The sequence below is a fragment of the Curtobacterium sp. 260 genome (assembly GCF_030803485.1).
Taxonomy (GTDB): domain Bacteria; phylum Actinomycetota; class Actinomycetes; order Actinomycetales; family Microbacteriaceae; genus Curtobacterium.
Genome location: NZ_JAURUY010000013.1, coordinates 1 through 21,065, shown reverse-complemented (window position 1 = coordinate 21,065; position 21,065 = coordinate 1). Strand labels below are relative to the sequence as shown.

Genomic DNA, 21,065 nt, shown 5'->3' with positions numbered 1-21,065 from the left:
CACCTGTCGTACAACAGCACGATCCACCCGGAAGGAAGCAGCACCATGGCCACTCCGATCAGCACCGTCATGAGCCCCGCCCGCTACGTGCAGGGCAAGGACGCGATCACCCGCGTCGGGGAGTTCGTCGAGCCGATCGGGAAGCGTCCGTTGCTCGTCGCCGACGACGTGGTGTGGGGCATCGTCGAGGACGCCGTGCGCACGAGCTTCGACGCCGCCGGGCTGCCGGTCGAGCGGGTCGGCTTCGGACGCTTCGCCACCCCGCAGGCGATCGACGACCTCACCGCGAAGATCCGCGAGACGGACTCCGACGTGGTCGTCGGCCTCGGCGGCGGGTCCGCGATCGACGCCGCGAAGGCCTCCGGGCACCTCGCCGGGGTCCGCTGGGCGAGCGTGCCGACCGCCGCCAGCACGGACGCCCCGACCTCCGCGCTCGCGGTCGTGTACTCGGAGGAGGGCGAGTTCATCGAGTACCGCTTCTTCCCGCACAACCCGGACCTCGTGCTCATCGACACGAAGCTCGTCGCGAACGCCCCCGTGCAGTTCCTCGTCGCGGGCATCGGCGACGCCCTCGCGACCTGGGTCGAGGCCCGTGCCGCGAAGCGCGCGAACGCCGACACCATGGCCGGCGGGCTGCAGACCGAGACCGGTGTCGCGCTCGCGGAGCTGTCGTGGGAGCTCCTCCACGACAACGCGCTCCAGGCGATCGAGTCCGTGAAGGCGAAGGTCGTCACGCCCGCGCTCGAGAAGGTCGTCGAGGCGAACACCCTGCTCTCCGGGCTCGGCTTCGAGTCCGGTGGCCTCGCCGCGGCGCACGCGATCCACAACGGCCTGACCGCGGCCCCGCAGGCGCACGGCCTCGCGCACGGGCAGAAGGTCAACGTCGGCACGATCGCGCAGCTCGTGCTCGAGGGGGCGCCCGCCGACGAGATCGAGGACTTCGTCGTCTTCACGACGAGGGTCGGACTGCCGAACACCCTGACCGAGATCGGGCTGACCGTCGACGACCGGGACGTGCTCCGGGCCGTCGCCGAGGCCGCCACCGTGGAGAGCGAGACGATCCACAACATGCCGTTCCCCGTGACCGCCGAGGCCGTGGTCGACGCGCTCGTGGCGATCGAGGGCATCTCGCGCAGCATCCGTGCCGCCCACGGGCTGCCGGAGCCGGAACTGTACCGCGCCCACTGAGCGCGGACGGAGGGGGTGCGAGCAGCATGGCGGCATGGCCGACCTCGATGAACAGCACCCCCTCTTCCTCCTCGCGATGGACCAGCGGTCCTCGCTCCTGGAGCACACCTACGGCGACGAGTCCGGCGAGCCCGCGGACGAGGCCGACGCCCAGCGCGTCCGCGCGGGCAAGCAGCTCGTGTACCGCGGCGTGCTCACTGCGCTCGCCGCAGGGGCCTCCCGCGCACGCACCGGCGTGCTCGTCGACGAGCGCTACGGCGACAACGTCGCCCGGCTCGTCCGCGAGGCCGGGCTGCAGCTCGCGATGCCGATCGAGCGATCCGGCCGCGACTGGTTCGAGCTCGAGTACGGCGACGACTGGCTCGCGCACGTGGACTCGTTCGACCCCGACTTCGTGAAGGTCCTGGTCCGCGACAACCCCGCGTTCGACGCCGGTGACCGGCAGGCGCAGGCCGAACGGCTCGCCGAGGTCTCCCGCGCCCTGCACGACGCCGACCGCGCGTTCCTGGTCGAGCTCCTCGTCCCGGGCACCGACGACCAGCAGGCGCAGGCGGACGACTACGACCGCGACGTCCGCCCGGGACTCGTCGTCGAGACCATCGGGTACCTGCAGGAGCACGGGGTCGAGCCGGACGTGTGGAAGCTCGAGGGCCTCGACCGCACCGAGGACGCCGAGCGCGTCGTCGCCGCCGTGCGCGCCGGAGGTCGGGACCACGTGCAGTGCATCGTGCTGGGCCGCGACGCCCCCGAGGACCAGCTCGACCGGTGGCTGCGCGTCGCAGCACCCGTCGACGGCTTCGTCGGCTTCGCCATCGGGCGGAGCAACTGGGAGGACGCGCTCGACGACGTCGTGCAGCAGGGGCTCGACCACGAGGCGGCCGAGCAGGTGATCGCCGCCAACTACCGGCACTTCGTCGACACGTGGCTCGAGGCGCGCCCCGACGTCGTCGACGGGGTGGACGCCGGCGCGGCCTGATCCCGTTCCCGCCGACGCCGGGTCGGTGTCGGGCGCGGGCCGGCGTCAGGTGCGGACGAGCGGATCCATCGTCGCCAGGTCCGCTCCGATGCCGACGTCGACGAGCTCGATGCGCCCGGCGAGCGTCGCCCCGGGGCCGGTGAGCAGGCCCGCCTTGACCCCGCCGAAGGTCTCGGTGACGTCGGCGTGGAGCACGTGGTCGTCGGCCACCGCGCCGGTGTCGACGTCGATGCCGCTCGGCACGTCGACGGCGACGACGAACGGGGCGCGCTGGTCGCGGGCGAGCTCGCGGATCGCGTCGACGACCTGCCGAGCGGGGGAGCGCAAGGGGGTGCCGCCGCCGGCACCGATGCCGAGGATGCCGTCGAGCACCAGGTCGGCTCCCGCGGCGGCCTCGGCGGCGACCGCCGCCAGGCGCTCGGCGTCCGGGGTCGCGGCGGCCCGCAGGATGTCGGCCGCACCCGCGTCCGTCCGGTCCGCCCGGGGACCTGTCGGGCCGTCCAGGAGGCGCGCCCCGGCGTCCAACGCCGCAGCCAGGCCCGCCTCGTGGACACGTGCGCCGACGCGCAGCACCGCCACGTGCCTCCCGTCCGACGCCAGCTGCGCGCCCGCGAACAGGGCGTCACCGCCGTTGTCGCCGCTGCCCACCAGCAGCAGGACCGACCCCGGGCCGTCCTGCGGGCGGACCGCCGGGTCGTCGAGCAGCTCGCCGACGATGCGGGCCAGCCCCGCCGCCGCGCGCTGCATGAGGGGTTCGCCCGCCTCGAGGTGCGGCCGCTCCGCCGCCCGGACCTGATCGCCGCCGTAGCCGTCCATGACCACCACCATGCCCCGGTAGCCTGGTCGCGCCATGTCACTCGTCCCCGAAGCGCCCCGTCCCCGTGCCGTGATGTCCCCGGACGGCCTGAAGCTCGCGACGTACGACTTCGGCGAGCCGGACGCCCCCGTCGTGGTGGCCGTGCACGGCTTCGCCTCCGGCGCCGTCCTGAACTGGCACGCCTCGGGGTGGACCCGTGACCTCGTCCGAGCGGGCTACCGCGTCGTCGCGCTCGACCAGCGCGGGCACGGTGCCTCGTCGAAGCCGCACGACCCGTCCGCGTACTCGATGGACCTGCTCGTCGCCGACGTCACCACGGTCATCGACACCTACCTGCTCGACGACGTCGCGTTCCTCGGGTACTCGCTCGGCGCCCGTGTCGGCTGGCACACGGCCGAGCAGATCCCGGACCGGATCTCGCGGGCCGTCCTCGGCGGGATCCCGGACGCCGACCCGATGCGCCGCGTGGCGGTCGACCAGGCGAAGGCGTACATCGCCGACGGCACCCCGGTCGAGGACCGGGTGACGAACGGGTACCTGCAGATGGCGGCGAACGTCGAGGGGAACGACCTCCGCGCGCTCGTCGCGATGGTCGAGGGGATGCGGAACAGCGTCGAGCCGACGCCGGAGAACGCCCCCGCGCAGCCGATCCTGATGGCGGCGGGCAGCGAGGACGGCATCCGGGACAGCGCCGTGCGGCTGGCCGAGGCGGCGCCGGACGCGTCGTTCTTCGAGATCCCGCGTCGGAACCACTTCAACGCCCCCACGTCGCGCGACTTCCGTGAGCGTGCGATCGCCTTCCTGTCCGAGGGACGCTGAGGGGGCGGTGCGCACCCCTGACGGGTACTGGCAGGTCCCCGCTGGCGGAGGAGACCGGGCGTAGCGTCCCGGCCATGGACTACAGACTCCTCGGCAACAGCGGGACATCGGTGTCGACGCTGACCCTCGGCACCATGACGTTCGGCAGTGAGGCCGACGAACCCACCTCCCACCAGATCCTCGACACGTTCGTCGCAGCGGGCGGCACGCTCGTCGACACCGCGGACGTGTACTCCGGCAACGAGTCCGAGCGCATCATCGGCCGGTGGCTCGCCGCCCACCCGACCGAGGCGCAGCAGGTCGTCCTCGCGACGAAGGGCCGGTTCCCCCAGGGTGACGGCCCGAACGACCTCGGCCTGTCCCGCCGTCACCTGCGCGTCGCGCTCGACGCCTCGCTCGAGCGGCTCGGTGTGGAGCACATCGACCTCTACCAGATGCACGCGTGGGACGCCCTGACCCCGATCGAGGAGACCCTGCGCTTCCTCGACGACGCCGTGTCCGCCGGGAAGATCGGCACCTACGGGTTCTCGAACTACCTCGGCCACCAGGTGACGAAGGCCGTGTACGAGGCGAAGGCACACGGCTGGGCACCGCCGGTGACGCTGCAGCCGCAGTACAACCTGCTCGTGCGGGACATCGAGCACGAGGTCGTGCCCGCGTGCCTGGACGCCGGCATCGGTCTGCTCCCGTGGTCGCCCCTGGCCGGCGGCTGGCTCTCCGGGAAGTACCAGCGCGACGAGGCTCCGACGGGCTCGACACGTCTCGGCGAGAACCCGCAGCGCGGCATGGAGGCGTGGGAGGCCCGCAACGGCGACGAGCGCACGTGGAAGGTGCTCGACGCGGTCTCCGCGGTCGCCGACGCGCACGGTGCCTCGAAGTCGCAGGTCGCCCTCGCCTGGCTGCTCGCGCGGCCCGCGGTGACGAGCGTCATCCTCGGCGCCCGGACGGTCTCGCAGCTCGAGGACAACCTCGGCGCTGCCGACCTCGTGCTCACCGACGACGAGCTGCAGGCCCTGACGGACGCGAGTGCCCCGCGGGTCGACGACTACCCCTACGGCACCGCCGGCGTCGCCCAGCGCGAGCGCCGCATCACGGGTGGACGCTGATCGCGGTCGGACACTGACCGCGGTCGGACGCAGAGCACGGCCGTGCGCGCCGGGCATCCGCCCGGCGCGCACACAGCGGGGACGCAGTCCGACCGGCCGGTTCCTGCACGTCCGTGCGGGTTCGCGTGGATCGGACCGGAACCGTGGACACGTCACCGGGTGCGGTGACACCATCGAGGGACGACCGGCTGGTTACCGCGTCGAGCGCGCGGAACGCCTCCTGATCCGCGTTCCGCGCGCCGGAGGGCCCGGGACGTCCATCGTCCGGGCCCTCCGTGCTCCCGCCGGAGCGCGTCGGCTCCCGCCGTAGGATCGTCCGGTGCCCGGTCGACGCCACGCCCTCGTGCTCCAGGACCGCCGAGCGGTGCGGATCGTCGCCCTCGTCCTGCTCGCCCTGGCAGCCGCCTACCAGTGCTTCTGGCGGATCGCCGACGAGAACACCGGCGGCGACGAGTCCACCTACGTCCGCGCCGGCTTCGCGTACGTGCACGGCGCGTTCGACCAGAACCGCGAGCACCCGCCGACGGCGAAGTACCTGTTCGGGCTCGCGCAGCTCGTCGGGGGCGAAGGGGCCACCGCGCCCCCGGGTCCTCGTGAGTGCCCTCGTCGTCCTCGGCGCCGCCGTCATGTTCGTGTGGCTCCGTGCCGAGGTCGGCTTCTGGGTGGGGTGGACCGCCGCGGCGCTCTGGACGCTGACGCCCCGCGGCGGATCCGGTGCGCGGCTCGACCGTGTCGCGCTCCTCGACCCGGTGATGGTGTTCTTCGCCCTGGCCGCGCTCTTCGCCGTGTGGACCTGGACGCGGACCGGCCGGTGGTGGTGGCTCCCGCTGTCCGCGGTGCTCATGGCCGCCTCGGTGACGTCGAAGGCATCGACGCTCGTGCGGGTGCCCGTGTTCCTGCTCGCCCCGCTGCTGTTCCGGCAGTGGCGTCGGCTCGTCGTCGGCGGCGTCGTCTGGGCAGTGGTCTTCACGGTGACGGTCGTCGCGCTGTACGCCCCGATGGGCATGCGCTCGACGGTGCTCTACATGCTGTCCTTCCAGGAGGGGCAGAACGAGGACGGCCACCTCGCCGTGATCGCCGGGCAGACCCACCAGTTCGCACCGTGGTGGGCGAACTGGTGGTTCCTGGCGCAGGGCGTCGGGCTGCCGGTGCTCGTCGTCCTGGCCGCCGGGGTGCTGCTCGCGTTCGTCGTCCGTCCGGACCGGCTCGTGGTGTTCCTCGCCGCACCGCTCCTGCTGCTCGTCGCGTTCTACACGGTGGCGGCGAAGATCGCGCTGCCGACCTACTACAGCGCGTGGACGCCCTGGATCGTCCTGCTCGCCACGGTCGGACTCGGCCGGCTCGCGGTGCTCCGCCCCCGACCGCTGACCGGCGCGCTCGCCGCGCTCCTCGTCGTCGTCGCGCTCGTCGGCAGCATCCCGACCGCGCGGGCGGTCTGGCAGACACGCCCCGAGGGGGTCGGGCGCCTCCTGCCGCTGTTGCGGAGCGAGGGCATCCGGGACGGCCGCATCTTCTTCGGCGCGATCACCCCGAGTGACTACGACCAGTACGTCGGCGCGCGCGGTGTGCGCGACGTCGACGACGCACCGTTCGAGGCGATCGTGGTCGGCCGCGACCGGCGCTTCCCGCTGCCGCAGGAGGTCACGGACCTGCTGCGCGACGAGCGGTCGTCGTTCGAGCGGGTGCGCCTGGACCGCATCGTCGTCTGGATCCCGGACGGCGAGATCGAACGGGACGCGGACGGCGAGCTCGACGTGCGGTGACGGCGAGCTGCGGACGACGGCTCCACCTCGGGCTGCACGAGGAGCCGTGATCTGGGGCCGGCAGCGGGACTCGAACCCGCAACCCCCGTATTACAAGTACGGTGCGCTACCAATTGCGCCATGCCGGCTGACGCGCCCATCCTACCGGCGGACGCGCCGGGGGCTCATTCGCCCTGCTCGGAGAAGTTCAGCGACAGGGAGTTCATGCAGTAGCGGTCACCCGTCGGGGTGCCGAAGCCGTCGGGGAACACGTGCCCGAGGTGCGAGCCGCAGTTCGCGCAGCGGACCTCGGTGCGGACCATGCCGAGGGACTTGTCCTCGATGAGCTGGACCGCCTCGGGGCGGACCGACTCGTAGAACGACGGCCAGCCGCAACCGGAGTCGAACTTCGTGCCGCTCTGGAACAGCTCCGCACCGCACGCCGCACACGTGTACGTGCCGGCGCGCTCCTCGTCGAGCAGCTCACCCGTCCACGGGCGCTCGGTCCCGGCCTGCCGGAGCACGGCGTACTGGTCCGGGGAGAGCTCCTCGCGCCACTGGGCGTCCGACTTGTCGACGTTGTACGCCATTGCTTCCTCCTGCTTCCGGTCGGGGCTCGATGGTGATGCCCGACCCCTTCAGTAAACTCGCGACGATGTCCGAGCATTCCGTCCGCCACGCCCGCTGGACCCGCCTGACGACGGACGAACTGTACGGCATCGTGCGGCTGCGGAACCGCGTCTTCGCCCTCGAGCAGCGGGTCACCGCCGACGACTTCGACGGCCGTGACCGCGAGCCCGACACCGAGCACTGGTGGTTCGGAGCGGACGGCGATCCGGTCGGGTACCTCCGCCTCGTCCGGCCCGCCCCGGACGAGGACCACCCCGCGGCCAGCGAGCCGCCGGCCTGGGTGATCGGCCGGGTCGCCACCCACCCCGACCACCGGGGGCAGGGGATCGCCGGACGGCTGGTCGCGGGGGTGCTCGAGGCGCACGGCCACGAGCCGTTCGTCCTGCACGCCCAGGAGTACGTCGCGGGCCTCTACGAACGCCACGGCTTCGTCCGGTTCGGTGCGCCCTACGACGAGGCCGGCATCCGTCACGTCGGCATGCACCGCCCGTGACCGGCACGCGCGAGCGGTACGCCACCTACGCGGCGCGCATCGCTCCGGCCTCGCCGTCGTACGCGGCATGGGCACGCTCGGTCGACGACGACCTGGTCGCGCTCCTCGACGCGGTCCCCGAGCAGCAGCGGCAACCGGAGCTGGTCTTCGCCGTCGCACGTCGGCTGGGTGCCGACCCGTCGGACCCCGGAGCGCTCCGTGCGCTCGGCCGGGAGGCCCGTGCCGCGTTCGTCACGGCGCTCGCCGCCGCCACGGTGCAGGCCAACGACCCGCGGCGGCTCGGTCCCGTCGTCCCGCTGTTCGCGGCGCTCGCCGCGGCGGACCCGCGGCCGCTCGGCCTCGTCGACGCCGGGGCCGCCGCCGGGCTCTGCTCGATCCCGGACCGGGTGACGCTCGACCACCGGACCGGGGACGGCACGGTCCGGGTGCACACCGCCGTCGCCGAGCCGTCGGTGCACCTGACGGTCGACGCCAGCGGCGCGGTCCCCGAGCCGGCCGGCACCCCGATCCGGATCGGCGCGCGGGTCGCCCTCGACCCGAACCCGATCGACCTCGCCGAGCCCGGTGCGTTCGACCGGCTGGTCGAGGCCGTCCCGCCCGAGGCGACGGACCGCACCGCCCTGATGCGCGAGGCGGCGCGCGCGACGCTCGCCGTGCCTCCCGTCCGGATCCGTGGCACGCTGCCCGGCGACCTCGACCGTGCACTCGACGCGTTGCCGGACGGCGTCCGCCCCGTGGTGCTCACCACCGGGACCCTCGTCTACGTGCCGGGTGCCGACCGCCAGCGCGTGGTCGACCGGCTGGCCGAGCGTGGCGTGCACTGGGTCGCGGTCGAACGGACGGGCACCCTGCGCGGGGTGGCCGCGACGCTGCCCGACGACGTCGACCCGGCGGACCCGGACGCCTTCGCCACGGTGTCGCTCGACGGCGTGGCGACGGCGGTCTGCGACCCGTTCGGCGTCCGGGTGCGGTGGTTCCCGCGGCCCGGAGCCTGAACCGGGCTTCGCGACAGTCCAGCGGCGTGCCAGGGTCGGACCGCCGGGCACCCCTACGATGTGCGAGACCCGTGACCGAACCGTGACCGGAAGTGCCGTGACCGCCCTCCCCACCGACGAGCTCAGCGAGCTCGACCAGCGCGTGCTCGCGTTCGAGCACGACCGGGCGCGGCACGACCGCACGAAGGAGGCGGAGATCCGGGTCGAGTTCGACATGTCGCCGGCGCGCTACTACCAGGTGCTCAACCGCGTGATCGACCTTCCCGCCGCGCTCGCGCTCGACCCCCAGCTGGTCGGTCGGCTGCAGCGGCTCCGGCACGCACGCACCCGAGCACGAGCGGCGCGCGCGTTCGTCGCCCCCGCGCCCGATCCCCGTGAAGAGGAACGATGACCGAGAGATTCCCGCGAGACCGGTTCGACGACGTCACCGACGGCCCCCGGGTCGGAGCGCACCGCGGTGCCCGTCGTCGTGGACGCGGGTGGATCGCGTTCGCCTGGGGCGCCCTCGCGACCGGTGTGCTCGTGCTCGTCGGTGTCCTCGTGCTCGCGCTGCTGAACGGCAGCTACTCGTTCCCGGGGTCGACCTCGTCGCCGCGCCCGTCGTCGAGCTCGTCGGCGTCGGCCGCGCCGTCGGAGTCGCCCTCGGAGTCGCCGTCGGCGCCCGCCTCCGAGGAGCCGAGCGCTGCGGAGCCCTCGGCGCAGGGCGCGACGAGCGTCGTCGTGCTGAACGGCACGACGACGACCGGTCTGGCCGCCCGCGCCAGCAGCGCACTGACCACCGCGGGCTGGCAGGTCGCCTCGACGGGTGACGCCGGGACGACGGGGACGACGACCTCGGTCGTGTACTACCAGCAGCCCGAGCAGCAGGCCGTGGCACAGGGTGTGGCGAAGGCGCTCGGCATCGCGACGGTGGAGCAGTCGTCGGCGTTCCCGAACGCCGACGTCAGCGTCGTGCTCGGCGCCGACTACGGCGGCTGACGCGCGCTGTGTGACGGAGGTGTTTCGGGCACGTTGATTTCTGACGCGATCGGCGTGCAAGAACGTCACACCTCTTGCCTTGCCGCCGTTGTTGCACGAGAGTCATCGCCAGACGGCGATGGCGTCGTCCGCAACTGCAGCACCAGGGAGCAAGAGATCATGGCCAACGGAACCGTGAAGTGGTTCAACGCCGAGAAGGGCTTCGGCTTCATCACCGTGGATGGAGGGGGCCAGGACGTGTTCGTGCACTACTCGGCGATCGACATGTCGGGGTACAAGGTCCTCGAGGAGGGCCAGGCGGTGACGTTCGACGTCGGCACCGGGTCGAAGGGCCCGCAGGCGGAGGCGGTCCGTCCCGCCTGAGCCCAGGACCACTCGACCGACGCGCCGTCCCCTCGGGGGCGGCGCGTTCGTCGTGCACGGCGCCCCGCCCGCCGAGCAGCCACCACCCGGGCCGACCGTGCCGGGTCCCGGCCGCAACGTGTCCTGGGAAGTCGAGCCGCGCCTCCCGACTGTGTTGCACTCACACCCGGCGAGTGCCAGAATCGGCGTTGGCACTCGCTTGCGCTGAGTGCCAGTACGACCCCCACGCACGACGTCCGGGAGGGACGAGAAACTCACATGGCTAAGATCATTGCTTTCGACGAGGAGGCCCGTCGTGGCCTCGAGCGCGGCCTGAACACCCTGGCCGACGCCGTGAAGGTGACGCTCGGCCCGCGCGGCCGCAACGTCGTCCTCGAGAAGAAGTGGGGCGCCCCCACGATCACGAACGACGGTGTCTCCATCGCCAAGGAGATCGAGCTCGACGACCCGTACGAGAAGATCGGCGCGGAGCTCGTCAAGGAGGTCGCCAAGAAGACCGACGACGTCGCCGGTGACGGTACGACCACCGCGACCGTGCTCGCCCAGGCGCTCGTCCGCGAGGGCCTCCGCAACGTCGCCGCCGGCGCCGACCCCGTGTCGCTCAAGCGCGGCATCGAGAAGGCCGTCGCCGCCGTCTCCGACCAGCTCCTCGCCAACGCGAAGGACATCGAGACCAAGGACCAGATCGCCGCGACCGCGTCGATCTCGGCCGCCGACCCCACCATCGGTGCGCTCATCGCCGAGGCGATCGACAAGGTCGGCAAGGAGGGTGTCGTCACCGTCGAGGAGTCGAACACCTTCGGCACCGAGCTCGAGCTGACCGAGGGCATGCGCTTCGACAAGGGCTACCTGTCGCAGTACTTCGTCACGGACCCGGAGCGCCAGGAGGCCGTCTTCGAGGACCCGTACATCCTCATCGTCAACTCGAAGATCTCCAACATCAAGGACCTGCTCCCGGTCGTCGACAAGGTGATCCAGGCGGGCAAGCAGCTCCTCATCATCGCCGAGGACGTCGACGGCGAAGCCCTCGCGACCCTCGTCGTGAACAAGATCCGCGGCATCTTCAAGTCCGTCGCCGTCAAGGCACCGGGCTTCGGTGACCGTCGCAAGGCCATGCTGCAGGACATCGCGATCCTGACCGGCGGCCAGGTCATCTCGGAAGAGGTCGGCCTCAAGCTCGAGAACGCGACCCTCGACCTGCTGGGCAAGGCCCGCAAGGTGATCATCACCAAGGACGAGACCACGATCATCGAGGGTGCCGGCGACGACGAGCAGATCGCGGGCCGCGTCCGTCAGATCCGCTCCGAGATCGAGGCGACCGATTCCGACTACGACCGCGAGAAGCTCCAGGAGCGCCTCGCGAAGCTCGCCGGTGGTGTGGCGGTCATCAAGGCCGGTGCCGCGACCGAGGTCGAGCTCAAGGAGCGCAAGCACCGCATCGAGGACGCCGTCCGCAACGCGAAGGCCGCCGTCGAGGAGGGCATCGTCGCCGGTGGTGGCGTCGCCCTCATCCAGGCGTCCGTCGTGCTCGACACGCTCTCGCTCGAGGGTGACGAGGCGACCGGTGCGAACATCGTCCGCGTCGCGATCGACGCGCCGCTCAAGCAGATCGCGCTGAACGCCGGTCTCGAGCCGGGCGTCGTCGCCGCCAAGGTCCGCGAGCTCGAGTCCGGCCACGGCCTCAACGCCGCGACCGGCGAGTACGTCGACCTCGTCGCCGCGGGCATCATCGACCCGGCCAAGGTCACGCGCTCGGCGCTGCAGAACGCCGCGTCGATCGCCGGTCTGTTCCTCACGACCGAGGCCGTCGTCGCAGACAAGCCGGAGAAGAACCCGGCCATGCCGGCCGGCGACCCCACGGGTGGCATGGACTTCTAGTCCCGGTAGCCGGAAGGGCCCCGCACGCGCTGCGTGCGGGGCCCTTCCGCGTGCGGCCGCCGGCGGGCGCCGCCGGCGGGCGGCCGCGTGCGGGCGGCCGCCGGCGGGCCGGCGGGCGGCGGCCGGGCCGGGCCGGGCAGCCCTGGCTCGGTTTCGGTCGCAAGACTTGCCGCTCAGAACCGGCAGCGACGGCAGGTCATGCGCCCGCAACGACCGCGCGCGGCATGCCGTGCTACCAGGACGTAGGTGCTTCTCCCGCACGGGAGGCTCGGCTGCGGTCGTTCTCCACAGGTGCGCCCGCCTCTGGCTCGGGTGGTGCCGTGCGCCTCCAGGCTACGAGCATGACCACTCCGCGCGCACTGCCCAACGGCCTCGCGGAACGGGCCTTCACCGTCGCACAAGCTCGTCGGTACGGCGAGGGTACGAGCCGCATGCGCCGCGCTGATCTCCGGCGCCCCGTCCACGGCGTCCGCGTGCCTCGTGACCGCGACGCGAGCCTGGTCGACTGCATCGCCCTGGTGCTCCGCCCCGACCAGCGGTTCAGCCACACGACCGCAGTCAGCGTGTGGGGAGCGCCGGTGCCGAGGGAACACCGCGAAGGGTCGCGGGTACACGTGGCGACCATCGGCGGAGCGAGCCTCATGCGGCGTCCGGGTGTCACGGCCCATCGTGTGGCCGACGACGAGACCGTCGAGCAGGACGGCCTCCCGGTCAGCACGCCGGCCCGCGCCTGGGCCGAGTGCGCGACCCTCTTCGACTTCCGAGCGCTCGTCGTCCTCGGCGACCACCTCGTCGGACGGGCGGGACTCGCCACGATCGAGGATCTCGCGCGTGCGCTCCGTCCCCGCGGGCACGGGGTCGTCCTCGCGCGGGCTGCACTCGAGGCCGTGCGTCCGGGGAGCGAGTCACTCATGGAGACGCTGATCCGCCTCGACGTCGTGGATGCAGGATTCCCGGAGCCCGAGCTCAACCACGAGGTGTTCGACGAGCGCGGTACGTTCCTCGGACGGGTGGACATGTGCTGGCCACAGCTCCGTATCGCGCTCGAGTACGACGGCGACCATCACCGCGAGCGCGACGTCTTCCGACACGATCAACGCCGAGGGAACGGGTTCGCTGTCAACGGGTGGATCGTGGTGCACGCGACGGCTGCCGACGCGGCTCGACCTGCGGTGCTGTTCGAGCGACTCCGTCAAGCGTTCGCCGCCCGTTCCTGAGCCGGTCCGGCAGCTCTGATGTCGCTCGCTCCCACAGGTCCGCGCCGTGCTCCGGTCGCACGACCTGCCGCCTGCGACCGTTCGAGTCGCACGACATGCCGCGTCGGCCGGAGTTGAGCGGCAAGCCGTGCGACCAGAACGGGCGGCGACGGCCGGGGCCGGCGCGTCAGGCGGCGGGGGACTTCGGGGTGGGGGTGTAGTCGCGGGGGAGCAGGGGGAGCCAGACGCGGAAGGTCGCGCCGCCGCCCTCGGTGTCGAACACCTCGACGGAGCCGTTGTGCGCGTGCACGATGCCCGACACGATCGCGAGGCCGAGGCCCGAGCCGCCGGTGTCCCGCGCGCGCGAGGTGTCCGCCCGCCAGAAGCGCTGGAAGATCTTCTCGCGCAGCTGCGGCGGGATGCCCTCGCCGTGGTCGATGACGTCGATGTGGGCCATGCCGAGGTCGTCGTCCACGCCGATGCCGATCTCGATCGGGTCGTCGTGCGCGGTGAAGCGCATGGCGTTCCCCATCAGGTTCGTCACGACCTGGCGGATCTTGTTCTCCTCCGCCAGGACGATCGGCGGACGGGCCGGCAGCACGACGGTCGGCAGGGGTGTGGTCTCGTCGGTCGGTACGCCGCCCTCGACGCCCATGGCGCGGTTGCGGCGGGCACGGAGGCGCGCGATCGTCTGCCGCGAGAACGCGATCGGGCCGGTCGAGTTCGCCGACGGCGGGGAGACGGGCGTCTCGCCGGTGTCGACCTGCCCGAACGCACCCGGGCGGACGGCCTGCGGCACGCTGACGCCCGTCACGGCGTCCTCGACGAGGACCTGGATCTCGCGGTCGGGGTTCGACGCCATGGTGTCGAGTGCCGAGTCGCGCGCGATGGCGACGAGGTCGACCGGGCCGAGCTCGAGCGGCTTCGACTCGTCGATGCGGGCGAGCTGGAGCAGGTCCTGCACGAGCAGGCCCATCCGCTGCGCTTCCTTCTCGATGCGGTCCATCGCCTGGGCGACGTCCTCCTCCTTGCGGAGCGCCCCCATCCGGTAGAGCTCGGCGTAGCCGCGGAGCGACACCAGCGGCGTGCGGAGCTCGTGGGAGGCGTCACCGACGAAGCGGCGCATCTGGTCGATCGTCCGCTCGCGGTCCTCGAACGCGGAGTCGATCCGCTCGAGCATCGCGTTGAGCGAGCGGTTGAGGCGACCGACCTCGGTGTTCGGGGTGTCGGCCTCGAGCCGCTGGTTGAAGTCACCGGCGGCGAACCGGGCCGCGGTGTCCTCAACGTCGCGCAGCGGGTCGAACGTGGCCGTCACGAGGAGCCGTGTCAGCATCGCGCCGAGCAGGATCACCGAGATGCCGAAGCCCAGGAAGATGATCGTGAAGCGGCCGATGGTCTTGTCGGTGTCGGCGCTCGACACGGCGACGAGCACGTACCCGGTCTCCGAGGTACCGCTCGACTGGTTCTGCAGCGACGCCGGGATGATCTGCGCGCGCCACTCGTGGTCGTGCTGGCTGTCGTACAGCGAGAACCGCTGCGAGCTCTGCGCCGCGGCGGAGAAGTCGAGCGAGCGGATGTCCGGTCGGCTCGAGGCGCGGGTCTGGCAGATCTTGTCGCCGCGGGAGTCGTAGGCCGCGACGTAGGCGCTCGGCGACAGGACGATCGACAGCGTGCAGTACTGCTGACCGTCGCTGATGTTCTGGCCCTCGAGCTGCTCGGACGTCTGCTTGACCGTGTTGTCGAGCTGCTGCATGAGGTACGTCGAGAGCACCGTCATGGTGCCGAGCCCGGCGACGAGCAGCCCGAGCGCGACGAGCAGCACCGTGATGCCGGTGATCTTGGTGCGGAGGGAGATCCCGTCCCACCAGTGGCTCATTCGCGTGTGCATGCTGCCCCAACGATAAGCGGCGACCGCCCGGTGAAACCGGACGGTCGCCGTGTGCCCGGCGTCAGGACGCCTTGGACGCCTTCAGCATGTAGCCGAACCCGCGCTTCGTCTGGATGATCGGCTCGGTCGAGTACTGGTCGAGCTTGCGGCGGAGGTACGAGATGTACGACTCGACGATGCCCGCGTCGCCGTTGAAGTCGTACTCCCACACGTGGTCGAGGATCTGCGCCTTCGACAGCACGCGGTTCGGGTTGAGCATCAGGTAGCGCAGGAGCTTGAACTCGGTCGGGGACAGCTCGATCTGCGCGTCGCCGATCGTGACCTCGTGCGTGTCCTGGTCCATCGTGAGCTCGCCGGCGCGGATGATCGCGTCCTCTTCGTCGTTCATGGTGCGACGGAGGATCGCCTTGATGCGCGCGACGATCTCGTCGAGCGAGAACGGCTTGGTGACGTAGTCGTCGCCGCCGACGGTGAGCCCGGTGATCTTGTCCTCGGTGTCGTCCTTCGCGGTGAGGAAGAGGATCGGCGACGTGTACCCGGACGAGCGGAGGCGCTTGGTGACGCCGAAGCCGTTCATGTCCGGGAGCATCACGTCGAGGATGATCAGGTCGGGCTCCTCCTCGAGCACGGCGGAGATCGCCTGGGCCCCGTTGCCGACCGCACGGACGGCGAACCCGGCGAAGCGCAACGAGGTCGTGAGGAGGTCGCGGATGTTCGGCTCGTCGTCGACGATCAGGATCTTGGGGCCATCGGTCATGGTCCCATCCTCTGACCGTTCCCTAGAGGTTTCCTGGGAGCGGGTCGTGTGGTGGCTACGCGGCCGCCAGCACCTGGTCGGCGTCGAGGATCGTGTACGCGTACCCCTGCTCGGCGAGGAAGCGCTGCCGGTTCTGCGCGAAGTCCTGGTCGACCGTGTCCCGCGTCACGAGCGTGTAGAACGACGCCGGCAGGCCGTCCTTGTTCGGGCGGAGCAACCGGCCGAGACGCTGCGCTTCCTCCTGTCGGGAGCCGAACGACCCGGACACCTGGATCGCCACGGTGGCGTCGGGGAGGTCCACCGAGAAGTTCGCGACCTTCGACACCACGAGCACGTCGATCGAGCCCTCGCGGAACGCCTGGAACAGCCGCTCGCGCTCGTCGACCGGTGTCGACCCGGTGATCTCGGCGGCATCGAGTGACGCGGCGAGGTCGTCGAGCTGGTCGATGTACTGCCCGATCACCAGGATCTGCTCGCCGTGGTGCTTCTCGATGAGCTCGCGCACCACCGGGGTCTTCGCCGGCGAGGTCGCCGCCATGCGGTAGCGCTCGTCGTCACCCGACGCCGCGTACTCCAGGCGGTCCTGGTGGGGGAGGTCGATCCGCACCTCGTAGCAGGCCGCCGGGGAGATGTAGCCCTGCGCTTCGATCTCCTTCCACGGGGCGTCGTAGCGCTTCGGCCCGATGAGCGAGAACACGTCGCTCTCGCGGCCGTCTTCGCGCACCAGGGTGGCCGTGAGCCCGAGCCGCCGCCGTGCCTGCAGGTCGGCGGTGAGCTTGAACACCGGCGCGGGGAGCAGGTGGACCTCGTCGTAGACGATCAGGCCCCAGTCGAGGGCATCGAGGAGCGACAGGTGCGTGTACTCGCCCTTCCGCCGAGCGGTCAGGATCTGGTACGTCGCGATCGTGACGGGACGGATTTCCTTCGTGGTACCGGAGTACTCGCCGATGTCCTCGGGGGACAGGGTCGTCCGGCGCAGGAGTTCGTCACGCCACTGCCGGGCGGACACGGTGTTCGTCACGAGGATGAGCGTCGTCGCCTTGACGGTCGCCATCGCCCCGGCGCCGACGAGCGTCTTGCCGGCACCGCACGGCAGCACGACCACGCCGGAGCCCTGCGCGAAGAAGGTGTCGACGGCCTGCTCCTGGTACGGCCGCATGTGCCAGGACGCCGTGTCGAGGTCGATCGGGTGCGGCTGCCCCGGTGTGTAGCCCGCGAGGTCCTCCGCCGGCCACCCGAGCTTGACGAGCTCCTGCTTGACCTGCCCGCGTGCCCAGGGCTGCAGCTCGATCTCCGAGGGGGAGCGCTGGTCGCCGAGCAGGGGCTTGATGCGCTTCGACCGGGTGACCTCGGCCAGGACCGACGGGTCCTCGGCGGTGAGGAGCAGGAGCGGCTGGCGCTCGAGCTCCTCGCTCGGGGAGTTCGCGATCGCCGGGGCGTCCTCGCGCTCCTCGCGCCGGATGACGAGCCGCCCGTACCGCGAGACGGTGTCGCGGATGTCGACCGTGACGCTCTGCGGGACCGGGAACTTCGCGAACCGCTCGAGCGTGCCGATCATCGACTCGGCGTCGTGCCCGGCCGCGCGGGCGTTCCAGAGCCCGAGGCGCGTGATCCGGTAGGTGTGCACGTGCTCCGGGGCGCGTTCGAGCTCGGCGAAGGCCGCGAGCTCGTGCCGGGCGTCCTCGGCCTGGGGGTGGGCGACCTCGAGGAGCACGGTGCGGTCACTCTGCACGATCAGCGGTCCGTTCATGACGGATCAGCCTAGGCGGCGCGGCTGCGAGCCGCCGCCCCCGTTGCGCAACGGTGGAGAACCGGCTCGCGGGGCACGGTTGTGCAGGGACGCGCGGCTCAGGCCTCGCTCTCGACCGCGACGACGAGCGACAGCGGCAGCGTCCGCTCCACGTCGACCGCGGTGTCACGGCCGCGGACCCGTCCGGCGGCGACCGACGTCGGCACGATCGAGATCGGTCGCTCCGACCCGTCCGGCATGCGGACGGTCAGCCGGATCGGCGTCTTCCCGCGCACCGCCAGGTCGATCTGCCGCCCGAGCCACTCCTGCTCCGGCTCCGCGTCGCCGCGCTCCGTCGTCAGGCGCAGGCGTTCCACGAGCGCATGGGCGGCCTGTTCCGGCGTCCGACCGGCGCCACCACGCCGACGGCCGGGAGGCGCGTCCGAGGCCACGGGGCGGGCAGCGGCCGTCAGCACGGCCGGGTACCGCTGCTCCTCGAGCGCCGCGTGGACCACGTGCGGCGGGTGCGGGGCGGTGAGCGTCGTCAGGTCGGCGCGTTCCCAGGTGAGCTGGCGCAGCTCGGCGTCGACCCCGACCAGGTCGAGCTGGTCCGGCGTCCCGTGCACGACCGCCCCGCGACCGTCCGGCGCGACGTCGACCACGAGGCCGCCGTCCCGCGACGCCACCTGGTCGACGAGGTAGGTGAGGGGCTGCGGCACGTCGGTCGCCGAGAGTCGGTCCAGCAGCGCGAGCAGGTCCTCACGCGTGCTGCCGGCCCGGACCGCCCGCCGCACGGAGTCCTCGGAGACGCGGTACCGGGCGGCCAACCCCGGTGCCTCGAGGTCGGCGACGCTCCGGAGTGCGTCGTCGTCGGCGGGAGTGAGCGGCCCCGGGGCGATGACCGTCAGGTCGTGCTGCAGGTAGACGCCGTCGACGGTCGGCGGCAGGTCGTCGGCTGCGGCGTCGGCATCGCCGTCGAGGACCGCTCGGCCCGTCGCCGTCACCGTGCCGTCGACCGCGAGCCCGAGGACCTCGGCGGTGCCGGCGACGTCGAGCAGGACGGCGTCGAGCCACCGGGCGCCCGCCGGGAAGGCCCAGCGTCCGACGGCGACCAGGTCGTGCAGGTCGTCGTCGGCCGCCCGGAGCACGTCGTGCACGGCCGGGTCGAGCGAGCGCCACCACCGCCCGGCCAGGTCCACCCAGCGGTCCGGCCAGGCCGCGACGAGCCAGGTGCGCCCCTCGGACGACACGGCCCAGCGCCCCTCGCCGGGGTGCGCGAGGCCGGTGCGGTCCAGCAGCGTGAGCCGGTCCGGCACGACGTCCGGGTCGGTGCCGACGCGCTCGCCGAGGGTCCGGGCGAGCGGCGTGCCGATGCCGCCCTTGACGAGTTCGCGGACCTCGCCGGCATCGACCGCGCGGAGCAGCTCGGCGAGCACCGTCATCGTCGTGAACGCACGCTCCGCGCCGGTCGCGCGGGCGCGCTCCTGGTCGGCCACCTGCTCGTCGGGCGCGGCGGGGCGGACCGGTGCCGTGCCTCCCGGCCGGAGGTCGGCGACCTCGGCGTGGGCGGCCAGTCGTCCGGCGACGGCGTCGTCCACCGCGCCCGCGTCGTCGGCGAGGCCCAGCGCGACCGCCGGGGCGAGCGCGTCGGCGTCGGCCGACCCGTCGCGGAGGGCGAGGAGGGTCGCTCGGGGCAGGTGCTCGAGCGCGGCGTCGACGGCGTCGTCGGTGCGCAGCGCCTCGGCGAGGTCGAAGAAGTCGGCCGCGTGCTGCGGGCCGGACTCGGCGAGGACGGCCGCGGGCAGACGGCGGGCGACCACGAGCCGTTCCAGCTCGTCGTCGGACATCCCCCGCAGCCGGGCGGCGAGGTCGGCGGTGGTCGTCATCGTCCGCCGCTCCGGTCCGCGCGGGTCCTCAGCGGTCCGACCGGTTCTCGCGGGCGCGCTTGGTCCAGGTCAGTCCGAGCAGGACGAGGACCAGCACCATGCCGATGGGCAGACCGATGAGCGGGACCGCCATGATCACCGGCCACGGCATCGATCCGTTGGCGCTCGGGACGGTCAGCCACATCACGACCATCGCGATGATGCAGAGGAGACCGGCGATGAAGATGCCGCCGATCATGAACCCGAGGACGCGTTCGGTACGATTGAACGTCACCGGGGTGTCCGCGGGTTCGCGCGTGTTCCCGGTGGATCGGGTCGGCTTGGCCATCGGCCCAGGATATCCGACGCACCACGGCCGTTCCACGACCACGAGGAGTCCACGCATGCCCACCGGCAAGGTCAAGTTCTACGACGACCAGAAGGGGTTCGGGTTCATCACCGGCGACGACGGTGAGCCGGTCTTCCTGCACGCGTCCTCGCTGCCGGACGGCGTCACCTCGGTCAAGGCCGGCACCCGCCTCGAGTACGGCGTCGTGCAGGGCAAGAAGGGCTCGCAGGCGCTGTCCGTGCGGCTGCTCGAGCCGGCGCCCTCGCTCGCGAAGATGTCCCGCCGCTCCGCCGACGACATGGCGGTGATCGTCGAGGACCTGGTGAAGGAGCTCGACCGGGTCAGCGGCGACCTGCGCCACGGGCGCTACCCGAAGAACGGCGAACGCCTCGCCGCGATCCTGCGCCACGTCGCAGACCAGTTGGACGCCTGATGATCGACCACACGGAGCTCGCGCGGAAGGCGCTGCTCGAGGTCACGCCGGAGTCGACGGTCGGTCAGCCGGTCGGCACCGTGGACGAGGGTGACGGCGTCGTCTCGGTCCTGTTCTCGAACCGGATGCCCGGTTACCCCGGGTGGCGCTGGACGGTCTCGATCGCGCAGGTCGAGGGCGACGAGCCCACCGTGCTCGAGGTCGAGCTGATGCCCGGCGACGGCTCGCTGGTCGCTCCGGACTGGGTGCCGTGGGCGGACCGGATGGCGGAGTACCGCGCCGGCCAGGCGGACGAGGACGACGACGAGTCGGACGACGAGGACGACGACGAGTCGGACGAGGACGACGACCTCGACGACGCCGAGGAGTCCGACTACGACGACCCGGACGACGACGAGGCAGACGACGACGCCTCGGACGACGACGACGACGAGTTCGAGGACGACGAGGACGACCTCGCGGAGTCGGACGACGACGAGCTCGACGGCGTCGACGTCGACGCGGCGGACGACGACTCCGATGACGACGCGGCGGACGACGTCGCCGAGGACCCCGCTCCGGTGCGCTCCCGCGGCTCGCGTCGTCGGGCGTCCCGCGTCCGGCCGACCGACCCCGACCAGGACCTCGAGCTCGACCGGCTCGACCCGTCCGAGACGGACCCGGAGCGCCACGGCGCCTGACGCGCCACGGACGGACGGGAGGCGGGGGGGGCCGGGGGCCCCCCCCCCCCCCCCGCGGGGGGGGGGGGGGGGGGGGGGGGGCCCCCCCCCCCCCCCCCCCCCCCCCCGGGGGGGGCGGCCCCCCCCCCCCCCCCCCCAGGGGGATGGGGGGGGGGGGGCCCGGCCCGTGTGGGGGGTGGCGCG

Annotated in this window: 21 protein-coding genes and 1 tRNA gene; 14 read left to right on the top strand and 8 right to left on the bottom strand. The window is 72.3% G+C overall.

Going from position 1 to position 21,065, the window contains the following annotated elements; translation table 11 throughout:
* The first annotated feature begins 45 nt into the window (after positions 1-45).
* Together J2X59_RS13345 and J2X59_RS13340 are read left to right on the top strand one after the other, a co-directional pair.
* Positions 46-1,188 carry a glycerol dehydrogenase gene (locus J2X59_RS13345; protein ID WP_326497001.1) on the top strand — a complete coding sequence of 381 codons (1,143 nt, stop codon included), beginning with the start codon at positions 46-48 and terminating at the stop codon, positions 1,186-1,188.
* 34 nt (positions 1,189-1,222) lie between these two features.
* Complete coding sequence (locus J2X59_RS13340) at positions 1,223-2,164, top strand: 2-deoxy-5-keto-D-gluconate 6-phosphate aldolase domain-containing protein (protein WP_326497000.1); 942 nt, start codon at positions 1,223-1,225, stop codon at positions 2,162-2,164.
* 45 nt (positions 2,165-2,209) lie between these two features.
* Here the strand turns inward: J2X59_RS13340 and J2X59_RS13335 are convergent, their stop codons facing one another.
* Complete coding sequence (locus J2X59_RS13335) at positions 2,210-3,016, bottom strand: NAD(P)H-hydrate epimerase (protein WP_326496999.1); 807 nt, start codon at positions 3,014-3,016, stop codon at positions 2,210-2,212.
* Here J2X59_RS13335 and J2X59_RS13330 point away from each other — a divergent pair.
* The 3 genes from J2X59_RS13330 (at position 3,015) to J2X59_RS13320 (ending at position 6,669) form a co-directional block, all read left to right on the top strand.
* On the top strand, positions 3,015-3,800 hold the full coding sequence (locus tag J2X59_RS13330) for an alpha/beta fold hydrolase (protein ID WP_066656580.1): 786 nt from the start codon (positions 3,015-3,017) through the stop codon (positions 3,798-3,800). The genes J2X59_RS13335 and J2X59_RS13330 overlap by 2 nt on opposite strands.
* Before the next feature lie 74 nt (positions 3,801-3,874).
* Positions 3,875-4,906 (top strand): aldo/keto reductase, encoded by a 1,032-nt coding sequence (locus tag J2X59_RS13325; protein ID WP_326496998.1) that lies wholly within the window; start codon positions 3,875-3,877, stop codon positions 4,904-4,906.
* A gap of 593 nt (positions 4,907-5,499) precedes the next feature.
* The gene (locus J2X59_RS13320; protein ID WP_326496997.1) at positions 5,500-6,669 is read left to right on the top strand and encodes an ArnT family glycosyltransferase; all 1,170 of its coding nucleotides are present in this window, start codon (positions 5,500-5,502) and stop codon (positions 6,667-6,669) included.
* Between the two features lie 52 nt (positions 6,670-6,721).
* Here J2X59_RS13320 and J2X59_RS13315 read toward each other — a convergent pair.
* Together J2X59_RS13315 and msrB are read right to left on the bottom strand one after the other, a co-directional pair.
* Positions 6,722-6,797, bottom strand: a tRNA-Thr gene (locus J2X59_RS13315).
* A gap of 36 nt (positions 6,798-6,833) precedes the next feature.
* A complete protein-coding gene (gene msrB / locus J2X59_RS13310; RefSeq protein WP_066656573.1) occupies positions 6,834-7,238 on the bottom strand; it encodes a peptide-methionine (R)-S-oxide reductase MsrB in 405 nt (134 codons plus the stop codon).
* A gap of 65 nt (positions 7,239-7,303) precedes the next feature.
* On the opposite strand from msrB, the gene J2X59_RS13305 reads away from it, so the two are divergent.
* The 7 genes from J2X59_RS13305 to J2X59_RS13275 all read left to right on the top strand — a co-directional run bounded on the left by J2X59_RS13305 (position 7,304) and on the right by J2X59_RS13275 (position 13,202).
* Positions 7,304-7,771: a GNAT family N-acetyltransferase gene (locus tag J2X59_RS13305; protein WP_326496996.1), complete on the top strand. Its 468-nt coding sequence runs from the start codon at positions 7,304-7,306 to the stop codon at positions 7,769-7,771.
* Positions 7,768-8,766 carry a DUF2332 family protein gene (locus J2X59_RS13300; RefSeq protein ID WP_326496995.1) on the top strand — a complete coding sequence of 333 codons (999 nt, stop codon included), beginning with the start codon at positions 7,768-7,770 and terminating at the stop codon, positions 8,764-8,766. The genes J2X59_RS13305 and J2X59_RS13300 overlap by 4 nt, the downstream gene beginning before the upstream one ends.
* 97 nt (positions 8,767-8,863) lie before the next feature.
* Positions 8,864-9,157, top strand: coding sequence for a DUF3263 domain-containing protein (locus J2X59_RS13295; RefSeq protein WP_235426381.1), 294 nt, complete (start codon positions 8,864-8,866; stop codon positions 9,155-9,157).
* On the top strand, positions 9,154-9,744 hold the full coding sequence (locus tag J2X59_RS13290; protein ID WP_326496994.1) for a LytR C-terminal domain-containing protein: 591 nt from the start codon (positions 9,154-9,156) through the stop codon (positions 9,742-9,744). The genes J2X59_RS13295 and J2X59_RS13290 overlap by 4 nt, the downstream gene beginning before the upstream one ends.
* A gap of 159 nt (positions 9,745-9,903) precedes the next feature.
* On the top strand, positions 9,904-10,107 hold the full coding sequence (locus J2X59_RS13285; RefSeq protein WP_066656547.1) for a cold-shock protein: 204 nt from the start codon (positions 9,904-9,906) through the stop codon (positions 10,105-10,107).
* 258 nt (positions 10,108-10,365) lie between these two features.
* Positions 10,366-11,985: a chaperonin GroEL gene (groL, locus tag J2X59_RS13280; RefSeq protein ID WP_326496993.1), complete on the top strand. Its 1,620-nt coding sequence runs from the start codon at positions 10,366-10,368 to the stop codon at positions 11,983-11,985.
* A gap of 341 nt (positions 11,986-12,326) precedes the next feature.
* A complete protein-coding gene (locus J2X59_RS13275) occupies positions 12,327-13,202 on the top strand; it encodes a hypothetical protein (RefSeq protein ID WP_326496992.1) in 876 nt (291 codons plus the stop codon).
* 166 nt (positions 13,203-13,368) lie between these two features.
* On the opposite strand, the gene J2X59_RS13270 is transcribed toward J2X59_RS13275, so the two are convergent.
* The 5 genes from J2X59_RS13270 to J2X59_RS13250 form a co-directional block, all read right to left on the bottom strand.
* Positions 13,369-15,069, bottom strand: coding sequence for a sensor histidine kinase (locus J2X59_RS13270; protein WP_251155277.1), 1,701 nt, complete (start codon positions 15,067-15,069; stop codon positions 13,369-13,371).
* A gap of 61 nt (positions 15,070-15,130) precedes the next feature.
* Positions 15,131-15,826 carry a response regulator transcription factor gene (locus tag J2X59_RS13265; protein ID WP_056120555.1) on the bottom strand — a complete coding sequence of 232 codons (696 nt, stop codon included), beginning with the start codon at positions 15,824-15,826 and terminating at the stop codon, positions 15,131-15,133.
* Positions 15,827-15,881: 55 nt separating this feature from the next.
* Positions 15,882-17,576 carry a DNA repair helicase XPB gene (locus J2X59_RS13260; protein ID WP_066656535.1) on the bottom strand — a complete coding sequence of 565 codons (1,695 nt, stop codon included), beginning with the start codon at positions 17,574-17,576 and terminating at the stop codon, positions 15,882-15,884.
* Positions 17,577-17,674: 98 nt separating this feature from the next.
* A complete protein-coding gene (locus J2X59_RS13255) occupies positions 17,675-19,441 on the bottom strand; it encodes a helicase-associated domain-containing protein (protein WP_251160902.1) in 1,767 nt (588 codons plus the stop codon).
* A 28-nt stretch (positions 19,442-19,469) separates the two neighbouring features.
* Positions 19,470-19,769 (bottom strand): hypothetical protein, encoded by a 300-nt coding sequence (locus J2X59_RS13250; RefSeq protein ID WP_066656531.1) that lies wholly within the window; start codon positions 19,767-19,769, stop codon positions 19,470-19,472.
* Positions 19,770-19,824: 55 nt separating this feature from the next.
* Between J2X59_RS13250 and J2X59_RS13245 the strand changes: the two genes are divergently transcribed.
* Together J2X59_RS13245 and J2X59_RS13240 are read left to right on the top strand one after the other, a co-directional pair.
* Positions 19,825-20,202, top strand: coding sequence for a cold-shock protein (locus tag J2X59_RS13245; protein ID WP_066656529.1), 378 nt, complete (start codon positions 19,825-19,827; stop codon positions 20,200-20,202).
* Entirely contained in the window at positions 20,202-20,882 is a 681-nt protein-coding gene (locus J2X59_RS13240; protein ID WP_326496991.1) for a DUF3027 domain-containing protein, read from the top strand. The genes J2X59_RS13245 and J2X59_RS13240 overlap by 1 nt, the downstream gene beginning before the upstream one ends.
* The last annotated feature ends 183 nt before the right edge of the window (positions 20,883-21,065 follow it).